This is a genomic window from Methylomicrobium lacus LW14 (genome assembly GCF_000527095.1).
Lineage (GTDB): Bacteria > Pseudomonadota > Gammaproteobacteria > Methylococcales > Methylomonadaceae > Methylomicrobium > Methylomicrobium lacus.
Map to the genome: position 1 here is coordinate 1,021,192 of NZ_AZUN01000001.1, position 24,600 is coordinate 1,045,791.

Genomic DNA, 24,600 nt, shown 5'->3' on the forward strand with positions numbered 1-24,600 from the left:
TAGTGGTGGCGATAAGGAAGGCAGAAATACTATCACTTAGCCCTTAAAATTGATACGGAACTCAACTGTTGAGTTATACAGGATTATGATCAGGCACTTCGCTAATCGGTTAACAGGATTGATTGTTGTATTTTTATTCGGTATCCCGCCTCTCCAGGCTCAGAACCTCTCCGAAATTTTTGATCTTGCTCTGCAGAACGATCCGAATCTGAAAAAGGTGGAAGCCGAAAGGTTGGCTCACGGTGAGTCGAAAGACCAGAGTCTGGCCCGATTTCTTCCGGTCGTCTCGGCGACAGCCAAATCGACTAAAGAATTTCTGCACAATCAAAAGGCGAAAGCGGCTATCATCCCTTCCGGCAATATCAAAATTCCCGCCTTCAATTTAGCGGGCAATCTGGTCGACCAGGATTACTGGAGCCATACCTTCGATTTGAATATTACCCAACCCGTATTCCATTGGGATCACTGGGTGCAATTGAGCCAATCCGACAATGTGATTGCGCAGGCCGAAGCCAATTTGGCTGCCGAAATCCAAAATCTGTTGCTGAAAACGACGACCGCTTATTTCGATATCTTGTCGGCCCGGGATAATCTGGAGTTTACGATGTCCGAAAAAGAAGCGATCGCGCGGCAACTCGACCAGGCCAAACAACGCTTCGAGGTCGGCATCATTCCGATTACCGATGTGAATGAGGCGCAGGCGGCATTCGATCAAGCCTATGCGAATGAAATAGAAGCGGCGAACCTGCTCGACAACACCAATGAAGCCTTGAAGGAGATCATCGGCGACCACGATGTCGTGCTCGACCTGCTGGGCGAGGAGCTGCCGCTGAAAAAACCCGAGCCCGCCGATATCGACCAATGGAGCGATAGCGCGGAAGCGAGTAATCTCGGCGTGATCGCCGCTTACAATCAGGCCGAAGCGGCGCGCAAGTCGATCGAGATTCAACGTAGCGACCATCTGCCGCAATTGGATATTGTCGCATCCTACGAGAAATCGGACGTGAACAGTTCGTTTGGTTTTCGCGGGGAAAATGAGAGTGTCGGCATGCGCTTGAACGTGCCTTTGTTTGAGGGAGGCGCGGTCAATTCACGGACGCGGCAGGCGCAATATGAATACGATGCCGCCAAGGAAAACCTGAATGCGGTCAAACGTTCGACCACCCGCCAGGTCAAGGACGCCTATCGCGGCGTGGTCAGCAACATCAGCCGCGTGGAGGCCCTCAAAACCGCGGTCGCCTCATCGGAAGCCTCGCTGGAAGCGTCCCAGGCGGGCCTTGAAGTCGGCACGCGCACGATGGTCGAAGTGTTGAGCGAACAAAGGAATCTGTACAGAGCCAAACGCGACTTTTCCAGGGCGCGTTATGATTATTTGATCAACAGCATCAAATTGAAACAATTAGCCAGCAATTTGACCCGTGAAGATCTGGTTCAAATCACCCGTTTGTTGCTGCCAGCACAAGCGCCGGCGCAAAAAACCGCACCGTAATCATCAAGCAATCTGCAAGACCTTCGCGCCGCGAATGTTGCCGGTCTTCAACTCGACCAGCGCCCGGTTCGCATCGCTCAACGGGTATAACTGAACTTCCGGCTGCATCCGCATGGCCGCCGCGAGCTCCAGAAACTCGCTCACATCGCGGCGGGTGAGGTTGGCGACGCTTTTGATTTCTTTTTCAAGCCACAAGTGCTTCGGATAGTCCAGTTCCAGCAATTTGTGCTGGTCGTCCTCCTTCCGAATCGCATTGATCACCAACCGCCCGCCGGCTTCGAGATTCGCCAAGGCGTGCACGATCGGCGCCCAGGCCGGCGTGGTGTCGATGATCGCATCCAGCTTGTGCGGCGCCAGTTGATCACTCTCTCCGGCCCATGCCGCCCCCAGTTCGAGCGCAAAACGCCGTTCCTCGCCGCTGCGGGCAAACACATAGACTTCGCTGTTGGGGAATTGGTGACGCGCCATCTTCAGCACCAGATGGCCGGAGGCGCCGAATCCGGTCAGGCCGAGACGCGCGCCGTCCTGAAGTTCGGTCAAGCGCAACGCGCGGTAACCGATGGCGCCTGCGCACAACAAGGGCGCGGCCTCCGCGTCGCTAAACGCCGAGGGTATCGGATAAACGAAATGCTCCGGAACAGTCATCAGTTCGGCATAACCGCCGTTGGCATCCCGGCCGGTGGCGATAAAGTCGGCACACAGATTTTCGTTACCCGCAAGACAAAACTTGCAGCGGCCGCAGGCCGAAAAGATCCATGCCACCCCTACTCTGTCGCCGAGTTTAACCGAAGTGACTCGATCGCCGATTGCAACGACCCGCCCGACCACTTGATGCCCCGGAATCACCGGCAAGCGTGGCGGCGGTGTCCGTCCTTCGATTTCATCGAGCTCGGTATGGCATACGCCGCAGACCGAGACTTGAATCAACACGCCGTGATCGTCAGGCACCGGAGCCGGCATATCGAGCAACGCGAGCGGACGCGGGTTGTCGGCCAGCTTGCTAAGGTGGGTTAAGACCATCGCTTTCATGAGCGATAATGCCAGCCGCCGGCAGAGGCCAGCGATTGATCCGTCGATTATTTGATCTCGATACTCTTCCGCTTGGTCTTTTCCAGCTTGGGCAGCACGATTTCGAGTATGCCGTCCTTGAACGAAGCCTTCGCCTTATCCGAATCGACCTGCGCCGGCAGCGTCAAGGTTCTTTGGAATTCGCCGCGGCTGATCTCGCGCCGGTAATATTCGCCGCTTTCCTTCTTTTCTTCCTTCTTGGTGGACGCCTTGATCGTGACCGTTTGATTGCTCAGCGTCACGTCGAGATCCTCTTTTTTGACGCCGGGCAGCGCCGCATGAATTTTGACTTCAAACTCGCTCTCGATGATATCGACCTTCGGCATCTCGATGCCCGCAGAAAAATGCATCGCCGGAAAGCGCGGAAATTTGGCATCCAAAGGATGCAGCCAGCGCCGCGACAACATGTCGTCGAACCAGCGGTCCAGATCGTCAAAAGGCATTAAGCCGCGCGCGCTTTCACTATCGGATGCCTTGCTGACAATGTCTTTGCTTGCTTTATTTTCTTTGTTTTCTTTTGCTTCTTTCATAGCCTTTCTCCGATCCTAAAGATAATGAACCCACCTGCCCGAAAAAAGCCGATCGTCCGGTTAATCAAAAACCAATGGACAGCCGAATTTTTATAACGGTAAAGTAGCCTATTCCGCCGCACAATCCTATTCGTATAACTACCTAAATGACCTTGATCAAAACCGAGCCGACACCGATGAATCCCGGATCAACGCTGATTCAACACTTGCTGTCGCCGAATAGGTATCCGCATCCAGTTACCGCCGTGCGCTTGATCGAAACCCATATTTCCTGGGTGCTGCTGACCGGCGACTTTGCATACAAAATCAAAAAGCCGGTCAACTTCGGCTTTCTGGACTTTTCGACGCTGGAACTGCGCCGCCAATATTGTCATGAAGAGCTGCGCCTGAACCGTCGGCTGGCCGAGGACTGGTATTTGGGCGTCGTAGCGATCACCGGCTCGCTTGAACAGCCCCGTATCGAGGGTACCGGAGAGGCGATCGAATACGCGGTCAAGATGCGGCAATTTCCGACCGGACTGACCTTGAAGGACCGGGTCAAAAGCGGGCAAGTCGATCGTGCCGAAATCGATCAGATTACCGACCTGCTCGCCGATTTTCATGCGCATATCGCGAAGGCCGAGGCAGATTCGCCTTATGGCGGCAGTCCGTGCATCAGGCACTGGTTCGAGGAAAACTTCGCGCATCTGCGTCTCCGGCTGAAGGACGAACGTCAACGGGAACAAATACGAACTATCGAAGACTGGGGACAGGCCGAATGGCAGTTGAAAGCCGGCCTGATGGAAGACCGCAAAGGCGCAGGCTGCGTGCGGGAATGCCACGGCGACATGCACCTCGGCAACATGACCTCGATCGACGGTCAAATTATCCTGTTCGACTGCATCGAATTCAATCCGATGCTGCGCTGGATCGACGTGGTCAGCGAAGTGGCTTTCCTGATCATCGATTTGCTGCACTTCAACCTCGACGCCCTCGCCTACCGTTTTCTGAACCGTTATCTGCAACATACCGGAGATTATCAGGGCGTGGCGCTGCTGCGCTACTATCTGGTTTACCGGGCCTTGGTGCTGGCCAAGGTCAGTTTGCTGCGTTCCGAGCAGCAGCTCGATCCGGCGTGCCTGGAACAGAATCTCGCCGAATACCGTGTTTACGCCAATCTGGCCGAACGTTTTACCCAGCCTTCCAAGCCGATGCTGTTGATCACGCACGGGTTTTCCGGTTCCGGCAAGTCTTATCACGCCGGCCAACTGGCCGAACGGATCGGCGCGGTGCAGCTACGCTCGGACATCGAACGCAAGCGGCTTTACGGTTTCGGCGCCGAGCAAGGCACCGGCAGTGCGACCGGCGGCGGCATCTACAGCGCGGAGGCGACGCAACTCACCTACGACCGGCTCGCCGCCGAGGCGAAAACCGTGCTCGAAGCCGGTTTTTCGGTGATCGTCGATGCGACCTTTTTGAAAACCGCGCAGCGCGGGCAATTTAGGCAACTGGCAAGCGCATGCGGCGTTCCGTTTCGGATTCTGGATTTTCAGGCGGCCGACTCGGTATTGATGCAGCGCATTTTGCAGCGGCAACATCAGGATGCTTCCGAAGCGACGCTCGCCGTTTTGCAGCGGCAGCAGCAAATCGCCGAGGCCTTACGTCCGGAAGAGCAGACGCATGCGATCACGATCGATTCCGAAAACGATCAGGCAATCGCCTGGGCGTTTTCTCAGTTGGCCTAGCCAGCAGAGATTTGGAGAGCGTTTATTTCCTGAAATTTAATCATCAAAAAAACACAGCCGGATCATTCATTTAACATAGTTCAATAAAATTCAACGGCATTTAATTGGCTCAAGACCTGATAAATGCTATCGGTATCAGTAGGTTCCGTGTAAGATAAAAGTATCACAAATCGTATTGAAAATCCGAGTATATCAGTCGGTTTATCTCTTTCCAACCCTCTTGAGGCAGCAACTTATGAGTCAGTTAAGCGAAGAAGAGCGACAAAAAATTCTGACCAGTTCACCGGTCGGCACCTGGGCCTTGATGCTGAGTGTCGGCGGCGCGATGGCGCTGGCCTGGCTGTTCATGTATTACGGCGTGTTTCTGCCGCGCGGCCCGATCGGTTAAGGGGGCGGTATGCATATCGATCCACTGGAAAAAAAATGGGCGGCGATTGCGCTCGGGATTGCAGGGCTCTTTGTGACGGTGATTCTGTCCTCGGCGCTTTTTCACGGCATTCATGCGCCGAGTCATGTCGAACCGATCGACTCCGCCTCCCTGCACTTGAGCGGCGAGTTTGCCGAGGACAAGCTGGGTATCGAAGAAGACGCCGCCGGCAATATCACGGTACGCATCGTCGCGGGGCGCTACGGCTTTTATCCGCAGGACATCGTGTTGCCGACCGATACGCCGTTGACCTTTCGGATGGTCAGCCAGGACGTGATTCACGGCGTGCACGTCCCGATGACGAATATGAGCACGATGATCGTGCCGGGCTATGTCGCCGAGGTCAAGACCGAACTGCATCATGCGGGCGCCTACCCCTTGCTCTGTAACGAATATTGCGGCATGGGCCATGCGCACATGTGGAACAATATCAAGGTGATCGGCAAAGAGCAGTGGGATGCGCTCAAACATCCACAAGGAGACGCGAGCCATGAATAATACGACTGAAAAAACACTGGCGCTGTCCCATTTCTGGGTCGCCTTCGGCGCCTTCGCGCTGGCCTGCCTGATGGGCATCTATCAGGTGATCGAGCGCTCAGGCTTCATCGGCTGGATTCAATCGCGCGAAGTCTATTACGCCTCGACCAGTACGCACGGAGTGTTGATGGCGTTCGTGCTGACCACGTTTTTCATCATGGGCTTCGGCTACTATGTCGCGACCACCACGCTGAAACTGCCGGTCTGGAACAAGACCTTCGCCTGGGCCGGTTTCTGGGTCTCACTGTCCGGCGTCGTGTTGGCCGCCCTGCCCTTATTAACCGGCGCGGCTTCGGTGCTGTACACGTTCTATCCGCCGGTGCAGGCGCATGTGCTGTTCTATATCGGCGCGACACTCTTAGTCGTCGGCTCCTGGTTCTGGTGCGTGTCGATGATCGTGATGTACATGCAGTGGAAAAAAGCCAATCCGGATGATCCGGTGCCGCTCGCGATGTTTGCGACCGCCGCGAATACGATCCTCTGGCTGTGGACCAGCGCCGGAGTCGCGGCCGAAATGTTGTTCCAGTTGATCCCCTGGGCGCTCGGCTGGGTCGATACGATCGATGCCGGCCTCGCGCGCACGCTGTTCGCCTGGACTTTGCATCCGATCGTGTATTTTTGGCTGATTCCGGCCTATATCGCGTTTTACTGCCTGGTCCCCAAACAGGCGGGTGGCTATGTGTTCAGCGACGAGTTGGCGCGGGCCTCGTTCATTCTGCTGGTCGTGTTCAGCTTGCCGATCGGCTTTCACCATTTATACATGGACCCGGAACAAGCCAGCGGCTGGAAGCTGCTGCATATGGTCGGCACCTTCGTGGTAACCTTGCCGACCTTCATCACCGGCTTCACGGTAATTGCTTCCTTGGAAATCGCCGGGCGTCTGAATGGCGGCAAGGGTCTGTTCGGCTGGATCGGCGCATTACCGTGGACCAATCATTTGGTGCTGGCGATCATTCTGGCTCTATTGATGCTGATCCTCGGCGGCTTCGGCGGCCTGATCAACGCCAGCTATGCGATGAACGCGATGATTCATAATACCGCCTGGGTTCCGGGACACTTCCACCTGATTTTCGGCGGCACCACGATCATCATGTATTTCGGGATTGCCTATTATTTCTGGCCGGTATTGACCGGAAGGCCGCTGTTTTCGAACAATCTGGCGTTAATCCAGCTGTGGACCTGGTTCATCGGCATGGTGATCCTGACCACCCCCTGGCACATCCTCGGCCTGCTCGGCCAGCCGCGGCGGATCGACAGCGTCCATTACAACAATTTGCTGACCTTGTCCTGGGAGCCTTACGAAATCACGATGATCTTCGGCGGCCTGATCCTGGTCGGATCGGCGGGTCTGTTGATCTATAACCTCGCGAAGACACAGTTTCACGTGACCGAGACCTATGAAGGCGAAGTCGAATACGCGGAGCCTATCCATCCGGTCAAAGCGCTTCCAGCCTACCTGAACAGCTTTGCGATGTGGAACTGGGTGATTGGCGCGTTCATGCTGTTCGCGTTCGGATATCCGGTCGCGCAGTTCTTTTTGATGAAAACCTACGGTTCCAGCCCTTGGGGATACTGAGTATGAACAGACTATTGCTCTCTCTGATTTTGGCGGTTCCGGCACTGGCTGGCGCCGCGCCTTCATCCCAGGTTGCCTGGACTGCGGAACAATTGAAATTCGTCAAAGCCGGCAATGCGCAGAAAGGCCAGGAACTGGCTGCCTCCTGCGCGTCCTGCCACGGCGACATCGGCGACAGCGAAACGCCGGCCTATCCGTCGCTGGCCGGACAATTGCCGACTTATTTGTTCAAGCAATTGCAGGATTATGCGGACGGCAGCCGCGACAGTCCATTTATGACGGGCATCGCGAAGGGCCTCAGCAAGCAGGATATGGCGGATCTGGCCGCCTGGTTTGCCTCCCAGCCTGCATCTTCCGAGAACTCCGGCTTGGCTGACCTCAAACAGGCCGAAACCTTGGTCACCCGAGGCGACAATGAACGCCTGCTCGTCCCCTGCGAAGTCTGCCACGGCAACGACGGCGAAGGCCAGAAACTGGACATCCCGGCGCTGGCAGGACAGAAGGCCGAGTATCTGAGCGCAACCTTGAACGCCTTCAAGGACGGCAGCCGCCATAACGATGTTTACGGCAAAATGCGTTTGATCGCGAAAACGCTGACCGAAAAGGAAATCGAAGAACTCGGCGCTTATTATCAAAGCTTGAAGTAGTGTTGCCGCAAATCCCGCGCTATGGATGCATCCATAGCGCGGGAGTCCCCTTACAAATTCGCCCCAATCGAACCGACCGCGTGCAGTATAATGACGGCCTATCCACTGTTGTTTAGGCGAAATCATGCACGTTACCCTGGTCCACGTTCAAGTCAAATCGGATGACCGTAAGGATTCCTTCGTAAATGAGTAACATCACGAATTTTATTAGTTGGAAAAAGGATGTGACGTTAAGCGTCGTTTTCGAACCACCAACAATTCCATCTTGTTGTAGTAGCGATAGACAGAGCGATTATCCCATTACCGCAGTAACCAACGCTGAAATTGAATACTCAGCCAAGCGGCCACGATCCCCAACAGCCAGCGACCACCCATTTCGCAAAAAACCATCCAATCTACAAAACTTGGCACGGATCGTGGATTTTTGCCTGTCGAGGCCACTTCCTGAAAAGAGATTTCCATTTGGCCTAGTAATTGGGAAGGTAAAATCGCCATGACGACCAGAATAGCCGTCAGCAATCCCAATACGATCAGGAAGGATGACCGTAAGGATTCGTGCGAAAATGGGCAATAGTAGATAAATTCATGTGATTTCTGCATCTATGATTCAGAATTATCATGTTTATCCCGCTGTAGGAGGGCTCTTTATCATACTAAATATGAGCATACTGACCGCCGTGAATAGCAGCAGTTGACCATTTTGAGTCAGTCACTGAATATAAAAAACAAATATCTGATAGTCTGGATCCAAATATAAACTCGACTATTGGACAGATTTGTGTCGAAGCCGCTGGGACAGCTGCCGCTGTTCGGCATTTAAAAACAGAAATTAGTTTTTGACGGAATTGTGGGATGTCCCTAAGGTAGAGTAGGCATCGCATAAAGCTAGGTACAAAGGCACCGGGTTCATTATTTTTGACGTTCCGGTAGCAAAAAAAGCTGTAGCCATCAATGGTATCAGGATTTCATGGCTGTTAGTCATTTCCATGACGATCACAAATGAGGTGAGCGGCGATTGTAGCATCCCCGAGAAATAAGCGGTCATGGTTAACAAAATCATCACTGGAGCAGGCGCAATCGGAAGCCAGTATGCTAGATCAATACCCAGCCCCGCACCGGTTGCAATCGAGGGCACAAAAATTCCACTCGGTATACCGCTGAAAAAAGTTGCGCAAGTGGCAAGCATTTTGAGAAATGGAAAGGAAATACCCAGAGGGGCCGTGCTGTTTAAAATGGCTTTGGTTTGCTGGTAACCGGTGCCTACGGTTGCCCCATCGGATAAAAAATTTAATGCGGCTATCACGCCGCCGCAAGCAATAGCAATAACGACGAAGGGAAGTCCTGAACGCTTAAGTAAACGTCCCCCTGCAATCGTTATTTTGCTGAACAAACCACCCCAAAAGCCGCCGGCGATTCCACATACAGGTATAGCCAGCCAATGTTGTCCCCATGGCATGCGCAGCGATTCGTCTTCAAAGTATATATAGCTGTTCAATAAAGCATAGGCGGTCACGCCGGAAAATACGATCGCGGTCAATACCAGACTACTTATGCGCTCTTCCAACGTTCGGCCCATTTCTTCGATGGCAAAAACGATGCCGGCCAAAGGAGCGCTGAACATGGCCGCAAAACCGGCGGCGCTGCCGGCTATAATCAACCCTTTCTCCATGTAATGCGGCGGAAATTTAACCGCTTTACCTAGAGACAACATAATGGATGCGCCGATGTGAACGGCGGGGCCGCCAAAACCGACTGACGCTCCGGAAATCAGGCCCATGATCGGTAACAGCAGTTTTCCTAAAGCGATTCTCAAGGAGATCAATTGATTTCTTGCTTCCAGATTGCCGGCGATTTCCAGCGCTGTTTTAACCTGTGGTATGCCGCTGCGTTCGCTGCCGGGAAAGAAACGAAAAGTTATCCATGCTGTGATTCCCAATCCGACGGGAGGGATGACGAAGTGGAACCAGGGATAGAGAATGGAAAGGCTTCGGTAGACGTTTGCCGCCCATTCGCTGAGCAGCGTCATGGCGACGATAACCAAACCGACAACAATTGCGCCTAACCAGAATACCAGGTGTTGCTTCCAAACGATTAAAGAAAGAAAAGACTGTTTTGGCATCTGATTAAGATCGCATTGATGCGGCGTTGTTCGCGTCTGATTATGAGCGGGCTTTATTTTTTTCGAACTTCCCGCTCTGCCTGCTCCCAGTCCTCTACTGCATGACCGCCCTGGCGGCCCCCCTGCTCGTAGAGCTCATAGGCTCGCTTGGCGATCTGTTGCGTCATATCGGCAGGCGCAGGTTTCGCATCAGCCTGCTTTTTGACCAATAGGGGGGCTGCAGTCGGATCGAACACCCGATAAGCAAGCAGTTTCACCCGGTCGTTCACTAGGAACCACACCAAGGCATAGCCCCAAACGAACGCGGCCCAGCCCCAGCCGAGCGGGGTCATGAACACCCCATAAACCGCAAGCAAAGTCGCCACGATTTGCGTGCCGAGCACAGCCACCCATAATATCCGCGCGGGGCGTATGGACCAGAATGGGCCGCGCGTGCGCGTCAGGAAAATCGTCAGATGTCCTGCCACGGACAGCTTTAAGCACTTCCCACGTGCGTATCCTATGGCCCTATTTAAAGTGAAGATTCACCAAGTCAAACTGAATTTCCCCCGCAGCTTCACGGCTAAGACAGGGAAGAGCAAGACCGAAAGCATACCCGCACACACCAGTATCGTTGCCCTGCCGGGCGACATCAGCTCGGCGGAAACGCCTATTTCGCTGATGATAACGATCAAAGGCAGGCCTGTGGCGGAATAAAACGCGAAGGGTATCTGCTCGTCGGGAGCCAAATCCTTCTTGTATAAAAACACCGGGGCACCCCGGACCAATAGCAGCAAACCCAACAAAAGCATCACTTGGACGGGTGCCAGTGGGGCCGACCATAAGGCGCTGACTTCAAACTTCATGCCCGCTACGATAAAGAATATGGGTATCAGAAAGCCATAACCGATTGCATCCAGCTTTTGCCGGAGTGGTTCTCCCGCTTTCCCTTTAATGACGAGCCCTGCCACCATACCGGCCGCAAAAGCGCCCATCACGATATTTAAGCCGAATTTGGCGGCGAGCGAGACGAACAGAATCTGAAGCAGAATACAAATTCTTACAGGAAGCTGACCGCTGCTTTGCATCGTGCGCGTCATGATTTCAATCATCCGTGATGAACGCGCATTAAGAGCGATATTCGCAGCGACAAAAGCAATGATGATAAAAGTCACCATGAACAGCCCATGTAGAAAGGAGTCATGCGTGGGGATCAGTAAAAGCGAAATGATCATCAAGGGGCCGAATTCACCCGCTGCGGCGGCCGCAACCATATAGGTCCCGAAGGCGGAGTCCAACTCTCCCCGGTCACGCAAAATGGGCGCTAAGACGCCCAAGGCTGTGGTGGACAAAGCGACTGCCGCCAATAAAGGCGGAGCTTGAATCAATCCAATCGCATGGAAAAAATACATGCAAACCATAGCCATGAAGAACGAAAGAAACCAACCGCCTACCGCCAAGGACAAGGGTCTGCCGCGAATCTTGTCGAAATCGATCTCAAGCCCGACCATGAATAACAGAAAAGCCAAGCCGAGTTCTCCCAGTGTACCGATCATGCCATCCGGAACGGCTAGGTTTAACCCATATGGGCCTATCAGTATCCCCAAAATGATTTCAATAACCACAACAGGTAAGCGGAAACCAGGGGGCAACTCGGCAAGGAGCGGTGCAAGCATCGCAACAAAGGCGATCAGCAGAAGTTCAGAAGGATAGGCTTCCATAGATGAGCTCCGTTATTGGTTTAATTATTATCGCTTGGATCTGAGTTTAAATGAGAAAGCAATCACAGGCCAATGTTTTTCGGTATTTTTAAATAAATGTGATCGGGGCAAATATTGACTTATTAATGTTGCAAATACAGCACAGATATATTGAGTATGAAAATACTGAACATGAACAAGCTGACCCAGCCCACCGTCTTGAAGAGGCGAGTGTTTGGACGATACAGCAGGCCGACAATGGCAACACCTGTCATCATGATGGCCGACTGTGCTGAAATCAGATGCGCAGACGAAACATAGGCAAGTAGGGGGCCTTTTAAATAAGCTACATCATCTAGGGCAATGATGACCAGATTAAACAGGTTGCTGCCGAACAAGTCGCTGATGGCCATGTCCAGGGCACCGATTCTGAAAGCTGAGAACGTCACAGCTACTTCAGGCATCGAAGTCGCCAAGGCCACGAATACCGTGCCCACGAAGCTACGCTGCCAATCCATGGCCTGGGCGACATGGTCGGCCGTCAATGGCAGACGGATACCTGCGGCAATGACCACGGCTGAGGCGACACAATAAAAAGCAATTGCCTTTGCCAAACTCATTTTAGGGTGCCGCTCGACAATTTCTTCCACGGCTTCCAGGTGCTGAGCTTTTTCGAAACGAAACACCGTGCGCATGGACACGATATAAAATAGTACTATGATCGGGGCATACAGCCCGATATGCCACAAACTCAAACGGAATCCGTTTCGATACAATAGGATGTTAAACGCCACGAATCCGAGCAGTACCACACCAAACCCAGCCGAGAGGATGTGACCCTGACTGGCTCGGGTGTAAACCGAAGAACCTCGGTGCATAAAATCCAACATCACGATCAGCAGCAGATTGAATACGCAGCTGCCCAAGGCATCGCCCAATGCTATATCCGGAACACCAACATACGTTACCGAGCTAATACCCGTTACCAATTCCGGCAAGGAGGTCACCCATAGAGGGCGAGAAAATAGCCAGCGATTCCAATGACCAACGCTAAGCCGGCAAATTCAAGCAATAAAAGCCAATGTGACATCCGGTCCCTATGTTGATCACGCAATTAAAATGCCGCGAGTCCAACTCGGCTCGTGTAGGCATGTTCAAGACAAAAATTTAAAATGACGCCCATGCAAGCCGGGTGAATCGTTCGCTCTAATACTCGCCACAGAACCAGCGCAAGTTGGTTTTTTCAACCGTTCATAGTTTCTAAATTTCTCGGAGATAATGAATTCTATATAAAAATCATAAACTTATAAATTGGCACATAATATGCTTTCTTTTTGTAAAAAATATTTGCATAAACATAGTTATGGAATTCTTTTATGACCAAATTTAAAGCTACTGTGGTTTTAGGCCCTTTATTACTGACTCAACCGCTTTCCAGTTTTGCCGCTGACGACGGCACAAATAACATGTTCGGCGTATGGGGTTCGGCTACGTTGCAAGGGGATTTTACAGCTTTGTCGCCCAGCCTCAACAAATTTAATTGGCTCATCGTGGATCAAAGCCGTACCCGCGAAGATTCGCCAAGTGGATCAAGGTATTCCGAAAATCTGTTATTTAGCCAAGTCGGCTATCAAATAAACAATAACGCATCGCTGTGGCTAGGTTATACACATGATTGGCTTCATCCGCTAAACAAGACTGCCTTTCAGGAGAGCCGTCCTTATGTAGATTTTGTCTGGAAACAGGATTTGGGCGATTTCAAACTCATGAGCCGAACCCGTATGGAAGATCGGATTAACCAAACAAGCGGTAATGAAGGTTACCGTCCCAGACAATTATTACAAATCAGCCATCCTTTAAGGGCTTAAGTGTCTACGCCGGCGATGAAGTCATGTTCTATTTGAATCAAACAGATTGGGGCAAGCAGGGCTTTACCGAGAACCGTGTTTTCAGCGGATTAAGCTATCAATTCACGCCTAAAATTGAAGTTTTCAGCACTCGTCTTCTGAAAATACACAGGCTTATTGGTCATTGCCGACCTGTCGTAAAACACTTGTTTTCCGGTGGGTTCGATAAAGTACCGTCATTGCCCCTCAAACTGCCTCATAAAATGTACGAAAAACACTGTCGTAATGATGTACTATACGCAAATTACTTTCTAAGGGTTTTTCGTACATGCTTATCGGTTATATGCGAGTATCATCCGACTCGGATCGCCAGACGACCGATCTTCAGCGCGATGCGCTGATAGCGGCAGGCGTCGATAGTCGGCATTTATTTGAAGATCATGCTTTCGGCGCTAAAGATGATCGGCCTGGATTATCGAAAGCATTGGCGTTCGTTCAGCCGGGTGATGTTCTGGTGGTCTGGAAGCTCGATAGACTTGGGCGTTCGTTGTCGCACCTGCTATCCATCGTCAATGCGCTGAAAGAAAATCAGGTCGCATTCCGTTCACTCACTGAGGGAATGGATACCACTACACCATCCGGCGAATTGTTGTTTCATGTATTCGGAGCGCTGGCCCAGTATGAAAGAGCATTGACAAAAGAAAGGGTCGTTGCTGGATTGGCTGCCGCCAAGAGACGTGGACGGACCGGCGGGCGACCACCCGCCATTGTCGGTGAGAAATTGGAGGCCATCACCACCGCTTTAAAGGGCGGTATGTCCAAGGCGGCTGTGTGCCGCAACTTTGGCGTCAAACGAACCACACTGATCGAAACTCTCGCGCGAATTGGCTGGCCTGCTGGTCACCAATAAATAAGTTCCTGCCATGCAAGCGAGCGATACCGCCTATCCCCGTCTCAAATCCAGTTTTAATGCCGGCGAATTGGAGCGATGGTATTCCCCAACACCTGAAGAGTGTGGCTTTTGCACAACGGTTGTGCGTGGCCAGAGTACCCGATTTGGTTTTCTTCTCACCTTGAAGACCTTTCAGCGTCTGGGTCATTTTGTGACATCGGATCAAATCCCTGACGCCATTATTGATCATCTGGCGAAAATCGAAGGGATACCCGTAGACCGGGAGGCACTGAAGCGGTACGACATCTCACGCTCGCGCAAAACCCATGTCAGGTCAGTTCGAGGTGTGCGTCTGCCGGCAATTGGTTCAGGAACTGAAATCTGCTGACATCTGTGTTCCAGGCAGCGATGCCTACTCGGATTCGCGCGAGCAGTTGCTGTCCATGGAGGCGTGTAACGCGGCTTTAGCGGAGTACGGGGAACTGGTCGGCATACCGGTTGAAAGCCCAGCGTTCGTCGACCATGTGCGTACCCAACTCCTTGATGCCGCCCATGCGGTTGACCGAGACTACCTGAGCAACACCTATTTCAATATCGTCAATGGCCGTCCGGTACTGGCAAGGCTTACCAAGAAGCCCGATCCCAAAGGGTTTCGGGTTGTTGAAGACGCATTGACCCAAAAATTGCAAGCACTCGACCTATCGATGCTCGATGTGCTTGGCGATACGATGCGATGGCTGAACTGGGGGAAGTTCTTTGGGCCGTTAAGCGGACATGAAAGCAAACTGGAAGATGAGGAGCGACGGCAAATACTCACGACATTCGCCTATGGCACAGGACTCGGGCCGACGCAGGTTGCAAAGAGCGTGTCCGGTGTCAGCGACAGACAGATAGCATTCGTCAATCAACGGCATGTGACGACCGAAAAACTCGAAGCAACGATATGCGAAGTGATCAATGGTTACAATCGCTTCTGGCTACCCAAACTTTGGGGAGACGCAACACGTGCCGGTGCCGACGGCACCAAGTGGGACCTCTACGAAAACAATCTTCTGTCGGAGTACCATATTCGTTACGGTAGTTGGGGTGGTGTCGCGTACTACCATGTCAGTGATACTTATATTGCCCTGTTCTCGCATTTTATCCCTTGCGGCGTTTGGGAGGCCATCTATATTCTGGACGGACTGACCAAAAACAAATCCGACATCCAACCGGATACGCTGCATGGCGATACCCAAGCGCAAAGTACGCCAGTATTCGGTCTTGCTTATCTGTTGGGCATCAAATTGATGCCGCGTATCCGAAACTGGAAGGATTTGAAGTACTACAAGCCCACCTCAGAAGCAAGTTACAACCATATTGGCGAGTTGTTCACCAAGGACAATATCAATTGGGAGTTGATTGCCCGGCATCTACCGGATATGCTACAAATTGCGCTGTCGATCAAGGCTGGCCGCATTGCACCTTCGATGATCCTGCGCAAGCTCGGCACGGCCAGTCGGAAAAACAAATTATATTACGCCTTTCGGGAACTTGGTCGGGTTGTCCGCACCTGCTTTCTTCTGGAATACGTGAATAGCGAAGAGTTGCGACGTCTCATCCAGAGCGCAACGAATCGATGCGAGAGTTTTAAAATAGATCCTTCAATGACTAGCGGGACTAGGACGTGTAGTAAGTTGGCGGGTGATTTCAAATCGATTCCAGGCGGAATGTATTGAGCGGCGTTTAGATAAATAGGACGAAGTACCCAAGCGGATAATTCAATCGAATAGTCAAGTTGAGCTGATGCCGATGCTGACGTTACCAATTTCAATCTAGGCGCCAATTCTGGCGTCAGTATTATCATTATCGACTTAATAAAGGGAAATAACCCTATTATAAGCGACGCCCCAAAATACAACGCCAATCCGGACAATGCCAGCCATGCTAGTAAGGCTTTAATGGTCAGTAGAATCAGTTCACGTCGGTTCATAGAACTTATTCGATGAACCGAATGCCCACCAGATGAAAAACAGGCATCCCAGGATAATCATGAGGGTGGGGGCCAAATAGATATGTACTAGATTAAACCACTCCGGACGATATGCGATCACAAAATAAAGTCCACTAATCCGGATTAGATTGATTGAGTAAAGCATTGAGACGCCAAGGACTAGGCCTATGCATTTTCGTTCGAATTCGACCGGGAAAGACAGTATCGCAGCTGTAATCAGAAACAGAGCCCCTGCACCATCACAGCCACGGACGATTTCAAGGTTAACTCTCGATGATATGAGGTAATTCTGGAAGGCCGCCACTCCTTCTAAAGGTGCTACAAAATTGATAATGTCAGCGCAAAACAGACCTAGTCCATTGTAATAGATCGCCTTAAAAATTTCATCTGGAATCTGAAAATAGACAAAGTGCAGCGTTCCGTAGAATCCGAGAAAAAACATTGCTGATACCCATGTGACAGTATCTTTCGAAAATCGAATCATAGGCAGCAATCCCTTGCTCGAATTATAAAGGTGTCTAGATTCTTTTGTGAATGATCATTTGGCAGAAGGCATAGGATAGAATTCATGAGGCTGTTTGATGCCCACTGGAAATAAATTCGGGAAACGGCGCCTCCAAATTTGATTGGACTGATGACACGCGCCGTTCGAAAAAATCTGAGAATGCCAATATTGTTCCCTCATCCTCAAAGAGCAGGTGATTATTTGCCAAAATTTTAGCGCTGACTTCTCGACGAAAAAGTAAATCATTGGCTAAACGGAGGGCGATTTTTATATAATCCAGCGTATTCTCAGCGATGCAATCGGAGAACCCCATTCTGCGATACATGCCTGCACCATGCCGAGTACGTTGCAATTCGCCTGGCAAAGTGACGATTGGCGTTCCGACCGCAAAGGCTTCAAGACTGGAATTCATGCCATTAAAACTGGGGATATCCAGCATCGCATCCGATACTGCAATGAGGTTTATATAATCCACCGTGTTTTGTGGTGGTAAAAATATCACGCGATCAGCAACATCCGGCATACTCACTTGAAAGCGTTGGCGTAGTAATTCCGCAAAATTCGCTACAGAATCCTCTAATAGAACAATATTACCCAGGGGGTCGCTACGAAGAATATTGGCTAGAATGTGATCGAAGCTTGGATGGAGTTTGTAAAGGGTTTGCGGACAAATATATAGGTGCTTTTCATTCGATAAACCATATTCAGTTCGAGATTTTAGAATAGTTGGCAAGTCTGTACGGTAATAATAAGTCAGAAAACTATTATTACTTAACACATGCAGCGTTTCACTGTAATGCGTTTGAGCATTTTCAATTTCGAATAGACCGCTGGAAATAAAACCATCCATGTTCCGTATGCCGGTTGTATCTGGATGACCAAAGGATGTGCATTGAATTGGCGCAAGTCTTGCAAAAGCAAGGAAGTAGGTAAATGGGTCCATTCCAATATCTTGATAAAACAAAACATCCAGTTCGAGTGCAGCAATTTTCCGTCTAGCTGTTGCAAGCGAAGGATAGACTTCTAACACTTCATCGGCATTGCTTCTAATAAACCTTGAAGTTTGATCATCGACAATCGGTGCAACGAAAATTGCATAAACACGGAAGCGGTCACGGGGTAGCTTGGCGAAGAAACCTTGAGTCGTTTTGCCAATACTATGGTTGTAGAGGTATTTTGAAATAATGCCGATTTTAATAGGATTTTACACATCACGCAGTAATGAACAATGTGGTGCCTCCCAAAGTAATGAAGGGCAACTTCGTTCGAATAGCTGGGCAAGCTGAGTTTTTAAATTTCGATTATTGAATCCGTGATAGGCAAGATAGAAAAATGCATCCTTCACCTCCAAAACAGGATCAAATAACTTTAAATTTTTGTCCTGTCGTAAATCATCCAATGCTGATTCAAGCTCCTTCCGGATCATGGCTATGCTCTCTTCAGATTCAAGTATCGGTGGCAACAGCGTGGCCAATCTGAATCTGAGACCCGGCGAGTCATTGATATTAAGGGCGCTACGATAAAATGATTTCGCCGCGTCAGTCTTTCCCTGCATTGCAGAAATATCGCCGATATTTTCTAGCGCATCGACATATCCTGGGTCTATCGCAAGCGCATTTCGAAAACACGCGGTAGCCACCCCGAATTGCCCAATTTGCATGAATGCAAGCCCAAGATTGTTGTGTGTGAATGCATGCTCGGGCTGTGCACGAGAGAACGTTTGTAATAGAATATGGCCTCCTCAACCAGACCTTGTTTTTCGAGTACGGTGCCTAGGTTGTTGAGAGCTATGGCATGGTTTGGATCAATCGCTATGGCCTTGTTATAGCATGCTGCCGCCTCGTTCAATTCGCCTTGATCTTCTAAACATCTGCCAAGATTAACAAGTATCCTAATGTTGCTTTCACTGTAGCGCAAGGCGTCATGGTAGCATGCTATTGCTGCGCTCAGCTTTTTCTGGGCTTGAAGGCTATCTCCAAGATTACCAAGAATTTCCGGATGAGTATGATTTAACTGGACTGCCCGACGGAAATAAATTTCAGCTAAGCTAAACTGGTTCTGTTCTTGGTGTAGCGATCCTAAATTATTATAGTAATCAGGGATTTTTGGGGCAATTGCGGCCGCCTTTTCGAATAAATCACGCGCTTCGTTGTAATGCTTGTTATCGAGTAATATCAGACCTAATAAATTAAGTGCCGCAGAGTGATTTGGATCAACCATGATGATTTTTTCGCAAATCACTACAGCTTCTTTTTGATTACCTGTCTCGTACTGTTGGATGGCCAGCGAGAACTTTTCAGACATGTCAAAATTCATAAAAGCAGACACTGCTAACTTTGTTGGTCTGACTATCCTTTTTTCAGTTTATTTGGTTTTTGCTTATGACCTATCCAGCGCCCAGCAGCCAATAAACACGTTGCAAAAAGCATCTCAGCTTGCCAAGGTAAAGCAGGAACCTTAGCCGCAGTCGATATCGGTGGTATGTCAACAATTCCGCCATTTGATATGTAGAAAGAAACACTGTCGTTATAACGTTGAAAGCCCTGAGGGATAGGCATTGGATCGTAATGCAGGCACAAGCCATAGGTGTGGCCAGGTGTAACTGGTACTGGAATTAAGTCAAAACGAGAATAGCCTGCATTCGGCAAGTTCGTTGTGCCGCTCGGCATATCTCTTGTGGCAACTAGGGTTCCACTGCAATTCGTTTCTCTGATCTCAAGCCATTTGTGAAGTGTCTTTATCGTATTTTGATCCCAGAGTTTATCCAAAGAAGGATAAGAATGGACCCTAATTATAATAGTCTCATTATGATTCTCCAATCAAGCTGATTATGAATAAAGCACTCTCAATAAACATATCTAGATTTGCTGATGTGTGGATTGATTAAGCATGCAACTAAGTCTAAGCTCTAATTGTTTCAATTTCATGAATGAAATTTACTAGGCCATGATGATTAATGATTTACGTAGCTTTGATAGAAGATCGTCTGCTGAAAGGCGGGCTCTAAGGGTTGAGTGTTAACGATACCCTAAGTTATGTGAATTCTTCGCAGTTACCCTAATCGAGCAACAGTTCAATCAATAAGCGACTGTCCAGCCTGCTTCAACGTACCATCACCATTTACATAGGTATACAGAGTCGTAGTAGTTATATTCAAATGACGAGCCACATCTGACGCATTAGCTTTCGGGTCTGCCATCGCGGCCATCGCCATCATCACGGTTGCTCTATCCATCTTTCGAGGGCGCCCGCCTTGCCGGCCTCGTGCCCTCGCGGCTGCAAGCCCCGCATGGGTACGCTCAGCAATCAGTTCCCGCTCAAATTCAGCTAGTACCGCAAAAATCCCAAAGAACAGACGCCCATTTGCTGTCGTCGTATCGATTTGTGCACCGGCACCCGCCAATACCTTTAATCCGACGTTGCAGGCTCGTAAATCATCGACAGTGGTCACCAAGTGTTTCAAATCACGTCCTAATCTATCCAATTTCCAGACTACCAATGAGAAGTCGTTCCGCGACGAGTGCCTGATCCCCGAATACGCGGTGATCGATCCCGACCTGCTGGCGAGCTGCCCGCGCGAACTGATCGCGGCCGACGGCATGGATGCGTTCACGCAGTTGCTGGAATCCTATGTTTCGATCAAGGCGAACCCTTTCACCGACGCCCTGGCCTGGAGCGGGATGACGGCCTTCAAGGAAGGCTTTTTCACGGCCTGGGAAGGCATCGAACCGGAAGCCGGCGATGGCCGCGCCGCGATGGCTTATGCGGCCCTGCTCTCCGGCATCACGCTGGCGTAAGTGGGGCTGGGATCGGTGCACGGGCTGGCCTCGCCCTTGGGCGCTTATTTTCCGATCCCGCACGGCGTGGTCTGCGGCACCCTGGTCGCCGCGGCGACAAAAGTCAACGTCGAGGCAATGCAGGCCGTGCGGCGTTGATCACGCTGCTGGCCGAATGGAGCGAAAGGCTGCAACTGCCGCGCCTTAATCGCTACGGCATCGGCGCGAAAGATTTCGCGCTGATCGTCGCGAACAGCCGCGGCAGCAGCATGCTGACCAATCCGATCGTGCTGACCGATGCGGAGGTCGAGGAAATTTTGGTCGAGCGGCTTTAACAGGGATCAAGGTTCCCAGCATAAGCGTCCACTGCCATTAAGTTAAGGATGATTCCGTTCGCCCTGAGCTTGTCGAAGGGTGAACGGAATCATCCGAAGCCCCGAAGTTAAACCGTTCATGGTTCGACAAGCTCACCACGAACGGCTTAACTTCTTACCATGATTGGCTTAACTTAATGGCAGTGAGCATAAGCGCCGGGAACCTCCAAATGCCTGACTAGGGAAGCGACAGCGCGTTGCACATCCGCGCCGTCAACCTGAATCCCAATTCCCGGTACGCCTCGACCTGAGTCTCATCGAAAAACTGGTCGTTGGTAGACTGGTTCGGAAACTCCTCGTGCTGGGCGCGATAGCTGTAAATCTGTGCCGGCAAATCATTGACCAGGGTCGCCCTGACGATATACAGCGTGCCTTGTTTGGCGGGTTCGTTCCCGTGGGCCGGATAATGGATCGTGCCTTTGTCGAAACCCATTCTCGAAAAACCGAAGCGTTTGGCATAAATGCTTTCACCATCCGATCCCGGCATCAGACCCTCCAGTTCATCATTGAAAGAGACGGTGACGCCGAAATCGACGTTGATGCGCACCAAAACACTGCCGATATCGTCCAGGGTAAAATTCGGATCGGCGCCGGCCGAAGAAAAATAGATCGTATCGACGCGACGCCGTATCAATTCATACAGTCCGGTATTGTCGAAATGGCCGCCGTCGGACAGTTCCAGATAGCCGACGTTTTCTCTGAGGTCCCGTCCCAAAAGCCCTTGAAAAAAACCGGGATAAAAGAAATTCGGGCGCGTGTTCATATCAGACAAGATTTTTCGCCAGCCGGTCACCGCGGGATTCTGGACCCAAAAACCCAGGCGGATATTCCAAAACGCCAGCAGAAACGCCACCAGCCGGTTGCGGGTGGCGCCCTGCCCGGAGTTTGCCGCGTTCGGATTCAGCGCCGCGCCCGAGATCGAGACCGCCGTCGCCAGCGTCATCTCGCCGCCGGACAGGGTCGACATCGGATGAAAGCCGATCGCGTCGCCGCCGCAATACAGATGCGACATGATGAAATTGTCGCCGGCGCGGCCCCGGTATTTAGGGTTGTTCGAATCGACCAACACCGTATTCGCATTGATGATGTGATAAGGTCCCCACTGATCCGGTCCCGAGACATCTGAGAAGAAAGCCACATCGGCCTGGGTCGCTAGTTCCCAGTGGTTGTTGCCGACTGCCGCAGGATTCGGCATGAAGGCTTCCATCAGCCGGTCACGGTCCATTCGGCCGATGCCGAACAGGTTCAGATTGACGAACCATCCGCTCAACACGACACCGCAGATGACCACCCCGTAAAGCCATTGCGTCTCCGACTGCTGCCAATCCTGCGCAATCTGATAACCGATCGACAGAATGCCGACAATCAACAGCAGTGCGGTGACTAGAATCCGGATTTCGGTCATCGGTCCTTTGCCGGCTTCCGTGCCTTTTTTCTGTTGGAAAAACTCGAAGATCGACCCGATCACGCCGAGCAGCGCCGGCACCGAAGTTGACATGTATTCCATCCCATGCAGTTTGGCATTGATAAAATAATCTATCGCTGGCAGCAAGGCCAATAGGCCGAAGGCAAGCGCCAGGAAAATGAACTTGCCCTGGGCGCGCTGAAACCAGAAGCGACCTCGATAGCCGCGTTCCTCGGTGCCTAATTTGCGCCAGGTCATCCAGGCGTACATAAAGCTGGTGACGCCAAAGAGCAGCGCCATGGACAGTGCGGCTTGCGTGAACAGCGATGCCGGCTGCCAATGACTCAAATACGGCAGCATCCAGGGCATAGGCTGAAACAGTTGAAGTTTGAAACAGAGAAAAAAGAGGCTGACGATGACCGCCAAATACACCGAAGCCGCAAGCGTCATGTTACGCAAGAGGACACCCAACAATGACAAGGACGAAAGCCCGTCCGGCAACAGATAATTGCCGTGTTGCCGCAGGTAATTCAACGGTGAATGGGCGGCGCCCTGCCCCGGATCGTTTTCGGAAGCGAAAGGACAGCTCCAGGGCGAACCGTTACGTTTGTTCAAATAATTGAACCAGGTCAGCGACGAACCGATATAGCCGCCGCCGGAGACGGTCGATAAATAATCCACCTGGCGCAGGACGTTATATTTGTTCAGGCCCTGCAAGACCCCCAGAGCAAACGAAGCGGAACGGATGCCCCCGCCGCTGATCGCAATACCGGTGATTTTCCTGGCCTCATCGCCCTGTCGATTATCGCCCCGGTTCAGTCGTTGACTGTTGATGACGTTCAACTCATCCTGTTGAACTTGCGCAAAATGGGTTGCGGATTGCTCATTTGTCATACTTTCCCCGTACATAAAAGATGATCTTATAGTTATTATTGAGTATGGGAGCTTCTCAAATCGTCCTCTCGCCAAGGCGACTTAGAGAAGCATCCCTGAGGTAAAACGGATTGCTAAAGCGGGACAAGTTTAAGGTTTCAATCCTCCCCCTCGGCGATCAATCGATAAATGAAGGCGCCCAGAAGCGCACCCGCGATCGGTGCGACCCAGAACAGCCAAACCTGTCCCAACGCCCAGTCTCCGGCATATACCGCGACGCCGAGGCTTCTGGCAGGGTTAACGGATGTGTTGGTGACCGGTATGCTGATCAAATGGATCAGCGTCAGCCCCAAACCGATCGCAATAGGCGCAAACCCTGGCGGCGCGCGGCGGTCGGTCGCGCCCAGGATAATCAGTAAAAACATCATCGTCATGACGACTTCGGTCATTAACGCGGCCAATAACGAATAACCGCCCGGCGAATGTTCGCCGTAGCCATTCGCCGCAAATCCGGCAGTGGGATCGAAGCCGGCTTTGCCGCTCGCGATCAGATACAGGATGCCGCCGCCGACCAGTCCGCCGGCCACCTGAGCCAGAATATAAGGCAACAGTTGGTTCGCCGGAAAGCGTCCGCCCGCCCACAGGCCGATCGATACGGCCGGATTCAGATGGCAACCGGAAATATGGCCGATCGCGTAAGCCATGGTCAACACCGTGAGTCCGAACGCGAATGCTACCCCCAGCAAACCGATGCCCACATTCGGAAATGCGGCCGCTAATACCGCGCTGCCACATCCGCCGAGAACCAGCCAAAAAGTACCAAAAAATTCAGCGCCAATTTGTTTCATGTTCCTTCTCCTGCAACGTATGTTAAGAAAAAAAGGTCGGACGGCACGAACGAACCCAAAGCCCCATAACGGACAAGCACAAACAAAATAAGAACAAATGAATAACAGACAATTTCAGGGCTTCAAGCTCTAGACAACCGCAACCCCCTGCGAACGGTTAATGAAATAAAATCAATTACCTCGCCATTATTTTTCAAAAATGACGAAGCAATATAGACAGGGCTCAAGAAACTGTCAATTGCTTTCAGGACTTTCGTTGTTAAGTCGAGGATGATAAAAATTGACTCGGCG

General features: G+C 51.3%; 27 protein-coding genes and 1 pseudogene. 13 read left to right on the top strand and 15 right to left on the bottom strand.

What is annotated here, in order from left to right:
- The first annotated feature begins 118 nt into the window (after window positions 1-118).
- Window positions 119-1,489, top strand: coding sequence for a TolC family outer membrane protein (locus tag METLA_RS0104525; RefSeq protein ID WP_342665852.1), 1,371 nt, complete (start codon window positions 119-121; stop codon window positions 1,487-1,489).
- 3 nt (window positions 1,490-1,492) lie between these two features.
- Here the strand turns inward: METLA_RS0104525 and METLA_RS0104530 are convergent, their stop codons facing one another.
- Both METLA_RS0104530 and METLA_RS0104535 read right to left on the bottom strand, forming a co-directional pair.
- Window positions 1,493-2,518: a zinc-dependent alcohol dehydrogenase family protein gene (locus tag METLA_RS0104530; RefSeq protein ID WP_024297426.1), complete on the bottom strand. Its 1,026-nt coding sequence runs from the start codon at window positions 2,516-2,518 to the stop codon at window positions 1,493-1,495.
- Window positions 2,519-2,565: 47 nt separating this feature from the next.
- Complete coding sequence (locus METLA_RS0104535; RefSeq protein WP_024297427.1) at window positions 2,566-3,087, bottom strand: Hsp20/alpha crystallin family protein; 522 nt, start codon at window positions 3,085-3,087, stop codon at window positions 2,566-2,568.
- A 146-nt stretch (window positions 3,088-3,233) separates the two neighbouring features.
- On the opposite strand from METLA_RS0104535, the gene METLA_RS0104540 reads away from it, so the two are divergent.
- The 5 genes from METLA_RS0104540 (at window position 3,234) to METLA_RS0104560 (ending at window position 7,998) form a co-directional block, all read left to right on the top strand.
- Window positions 3,234-4,811 carry a bifunctional aminoglycoside phosphotransferase/ATP-binding protein gene (locus METLA_RS0104540; RefSeq protein WP_051459740.1) on the top strand — a complete coding sequence of 526 codons (1,578 nt, stop codon included), beginning with the start codon at window positions 3,234-3,236 and terminating at the stop codon, window positions 4,809-4,811.
- Between the two features lie 235 nt (window positions 4,812-5,046).
- Window positions 5,047-5,199, top strand: coding sequence for a hypothetical protein (locus METLA_RS23140; protein ID WP_024297429.1), 153 nt, complete (start codon window positions 5,047-5,049; stop codon window positions 5,197-5,199).
- Window positions 5,200-5,208: 9 nt separating this feature from the next.
- On the top strand, window positions 5,209-5,736 hold the full coding sequence (locus tag METLA_RS0104550; protein WP_024297430.1) for a cupredoxin domain-containing protein: 528 nt from the start codon (window positions 5,209-5,211) through the stop codon (window positions 5,734-5,736).
- Entirely contained in the window at window positions 5,729-7,351 is a 1,623-nt protein-coding gene (locus METLA_RS0104555) for a b(o/a)3-type cytochrome-c oxidase subunit 1 (RefSeq protein ID WP_024297431.1), read from the top strand. The genes METLA_RS0104550 and METLA_RS0104555 overlap by 8 nt, the downstream gene beginning before the upstream one ends.
- 2 nt (window positions 7,352-7,353) lie before the next feature.
- Window positions 7,354-7,998, top strand: a complete 645-nt coding sequence (locus METLA_RS0104560; RefSeq protein ID WP_024297432.1) for a c-type cytochrome — start codon at window positions 7,354-7,356, stop codon at window positions 7,996-7,998.
- A gap of 300 nt (window positions 7,999-8,298) precedes the next feature.
- On the opposite strand, the gene METLA_RS21730 is transcribed toward METLA_RS0104560, so the two are convergent.
- From METLA_RS21730 to METLA_RS20560, 5 genes are all read right to left on the bottom strand, one after another.
- Window positions 8,299-8,598, bottom strand: a complete 300-nt coding sequence (locus tag METLA_RS21730; RefSeq protein WP_245598728.1) for a hypothetical protein — start codon at window positions 8,596-8,598, stop codon at window positions 8,299-8,301.
- A gap of 229 nt (window positions 8,599-8,827) precedes the next feature.
- Complete coding sequence (locus METLA_RS0104565; RefSeq protein ID WP_024297433.1) at window positions 8,828-10,117, bottom strand: chloride channel protein; 1,290 nt, start codon at window positions 10,115-10,117, stop codon at window positions 8,828-8,830.
- A 53-nt stretch (window positions 10,118-10,170) separates the two neighbouring features.
- Window positions 10,171-10,584, bottom strand: a complete 414-nt coding sequence (locus METLA_RS23145) for a DUF2934 domain-containing protein (RefSeq protein ID WP_036281443.1) — start codon at window positions 10,582-10,584, stop codon at window positions 10,171-10,173.
- A gap of 57 nt (window positions 10,585-10,641) precedes the next feature.
- Window positions 10,642-11,817, bottom strand: coding sequence for a cation:proton antiporter (locus METLA_RS0104575; RefSeq protein ID WP_024297435.1), 1,176 nt, complete (start codon window positions 11,815-11,817; stop codon window positions 10,642-10,644).
- Between the two features lie 122 nt (window positions 11,818-11,939).
- Complete coding sequence (locus tag METLA_RS20560) at window positions 11,940-12,794, bottom strand: sodium:calcium antiporter (protein ID WP_198408447.1); 855 nt, start codon at window positions 12,792-12,794, stop codon at window positions 11,940-11,942.
- A 468-nt stretch (window positions 12,795-13,262) separates the two neighbouring features.
- On the opposite strand from METLA_RS20560, the pseudogene METLA_RS20565 reads away from it, so the two are divergent.
- The 4 genes and pseudogenes from METLA_RS20565 to METLA_RS0104595 all read left to right on the top strand — a co-directional run bounded on the left by METLA_RS20565 (window position 13,263) and on the right by METLA_RS0104595 (window position 16,253).
- Window positions 13,263-14,044, top strand: a pseudogene (locus tag METLA_RS20565) (DUF2490 domain-containing protein).
- On the top strand, window positions 13,972-14,553 hold the full coding sequence (locus METLA_RS0104590) for a recombinase family protein (protein ID WP_024297436.1): 582 nt from the start codon (window positions 13,972-13,974) through the stop codon (window positions 14,551-14,553). Before METLA_RS20565 ends, METLA_RS0104590 begins: the two are co-directional and overlap by 73 nt.
- A gap of 13 nt (window positions 14,554-14,566) precedes the next feature.
- Window positions 14,567-14,923 (top strand): DUF4158 domain-containing protein, encoded by a 357-nt coding sequence (locus METLA_RS21735; protein ID WP_084480063.1) that lies wholly within the window; start codon window positions 14,567-14,569, stop codon window positions 14,921-14,923.
- On the top strand, window positions 14,862-16,253 hold the full coding sequence (locus METLA_RS0104595) for a Tn3 family transposase (RefSeq protein WP_024297437.1): 1,392 nt from the start codon (window positions 14,862-14,864) through the stop codon (window positions 16,251-16,253). Before METLA_RS21735 ends, METLA_RS0104595 begins: the two co-directional genes overlap by 62 nt.
- A gap of 240 nt (window positions 16,254-16,493) precedes the next feature.
- On the opposite strand, the gene xrtM is transcribed toward METLA_RS0104595, so the two are convergent.
- From xrtM to METLA_RS0104620, 6 genes are all read right to left on the bottom strand, one after another.
- Window positions 16,494-17,012 (bottom strand): exosortase family protein XrtM, encoded by a 519-nt coding sequence (xrtM, locus tag METLA_RS0104600; RefSeq protein ID WP_024297438.1) that lies wholly within the window; start codon window positions 17,010-17,012, stop codon window positions 16,494-16,496.
- A gap of 82 nt (window positions 17,013-17,094) precedes the next feature.
- Complete coding sequence (locus tag METLA_RS0104605) at window positions 17,095-18,063, bottom strand: O-linked N-acetylglucosamine transferase family protein (RefSeq protein WP_036281447.1); 969 nt, start codon at window positions 18,061-18,063, stop codon at window positions 17,095-17,097.
- A gap of 174 nt (window positions 18,064-18,237) precedes the next feature.
- Window positions 18,238-18,693, bottom strand: coding sequence for a tetratricopeptide repeat protein (locus tag METLA_RS0104610; RefSeq protein WP_152539368.1), 456 nt, complete (start codon window positions 18,691-18,693; stop codon window positions 18,238-18,240).
- Window positions 18,636-19,337 carry a tetratricopeptide repeat protein gene (locus METLA_RS0104615; RefSeq protein ID WP_036281451.1) on the bottom strand — a complete coding sequence of 234 codons (702 nt, stop codon included), beginning with the start codon at window positions 19,335-19,337 and terminating at the stop codon, window positions 18,636-18,638. Before METLA_RS0104615 ends, METLA_RS0104610 begins: the two co-directional genes overlap by 58 nt.
- 44 nt (window positions 19,338-19,381) lie before the next feature.
- Complete coding sequence (locus tag METLA_RS22455) at window positions 19,382-19,801, bottom strand: hypothetical protein (protein ID WP_152539369.1); 420 nt, start codon at window positions 19,799-19,801, stop codon at window positions 19,382-19,384.
- A 305-nt stretch (window positions 19,802-20,106) separates the two neighbouring features.
- Window positions 20,107-20,496, bottom strand: a complete 390-nt coding sequence (locus tag METLA_RS0104620) for a recombinase family protein (protein ID WP_425411737.1) — start codon at window positions 20,494-20,496, stop codon at window positions 20,107-20,109.
- Here METLA_RS0104620 and METLA_RS23905 point away from each other — a divergent pair.
- The 3 genes from METLA_RS23905 to METLA_RS23430 are packed head-to-tail and all read left to right on the top strand — an operon-like array spanning window position 20,477 to window position 21,144.
- Window positions 20,477-20,830: a dehydroquinate synthase/iron-containing alcohol dehydrogenase family protein gene (locus METLA_RS23905; RefSeq protein WP_425411738.1), complete on the top strand. Its 354-nt coding sequence runs from the start codon at window positions 20,477-20,479 to the stop codon at window positions 20,828-20,830. The two genes, METLA_RS0104620 and METLA_RS23905, sit on opposite strands and share 20 nt — an antisense overlap.
- The gene (locus METLA_RS23910) at window positions 20,831-20,968 is read left to right on the top strand and encodes a hypothetical protein (RefSeq protein WP_425411739.1); all 138 of its coding nucleotides are present in this window, start codon (window positions 20,831-20,833) and stop codon (window positions 20,966-20,968) included.
- Window positions 20,965-21,144, top strand: a complete 180-nt coding sequence (locus tag METLA_RS23430) for a hypothetical protein (protein ID WP_024297444.1) — start codon at window positions 20,965-20,967, stop codon at window positions 21,142-21,144. Before METLA_RS23910 ends, METLA_RS23430 begins: the two co-directional genes overlap by 4 nt.
- Window positions 21,145-21,361: 217 nt before the next feature.
- On the opposite strand, the gene METLA_RS0104630 is transcribed toward METLA_RS23430, so the two are convergent.
- Together METLA_RS0104630 and aqpZ are read right to left on the bottom strand one after the other, a co-directional pair.
- Window positions 21,362-23,482: a patatin-like phospholipase domain-containing protein gene (locus METLA_RS0104630; protein ID WP_024297445.1), complete on the bottom strand. Its 2,121-nt coding sequence runs from the start codon at window positions 23,480-23,482 to the stop codon at window positions 21,362-21,364.
- 137 nt (window positions 23,483-23,619) lie between these two features.
- On the bottom strand, window positions 23,620-24,309 hold the full coding sequence (aqpZ, locus tag METLA_RS0104635; RefSeq protein ID WP_024297446.1) for an aquaporin Z: 690 nt from the start codon (window positions 24,307-24,309) through the stop codon (window positions 23,620-23,622).
- Between the last annotated feature and the right edge of the window lie 291 nt (window positions 24,310-24,600).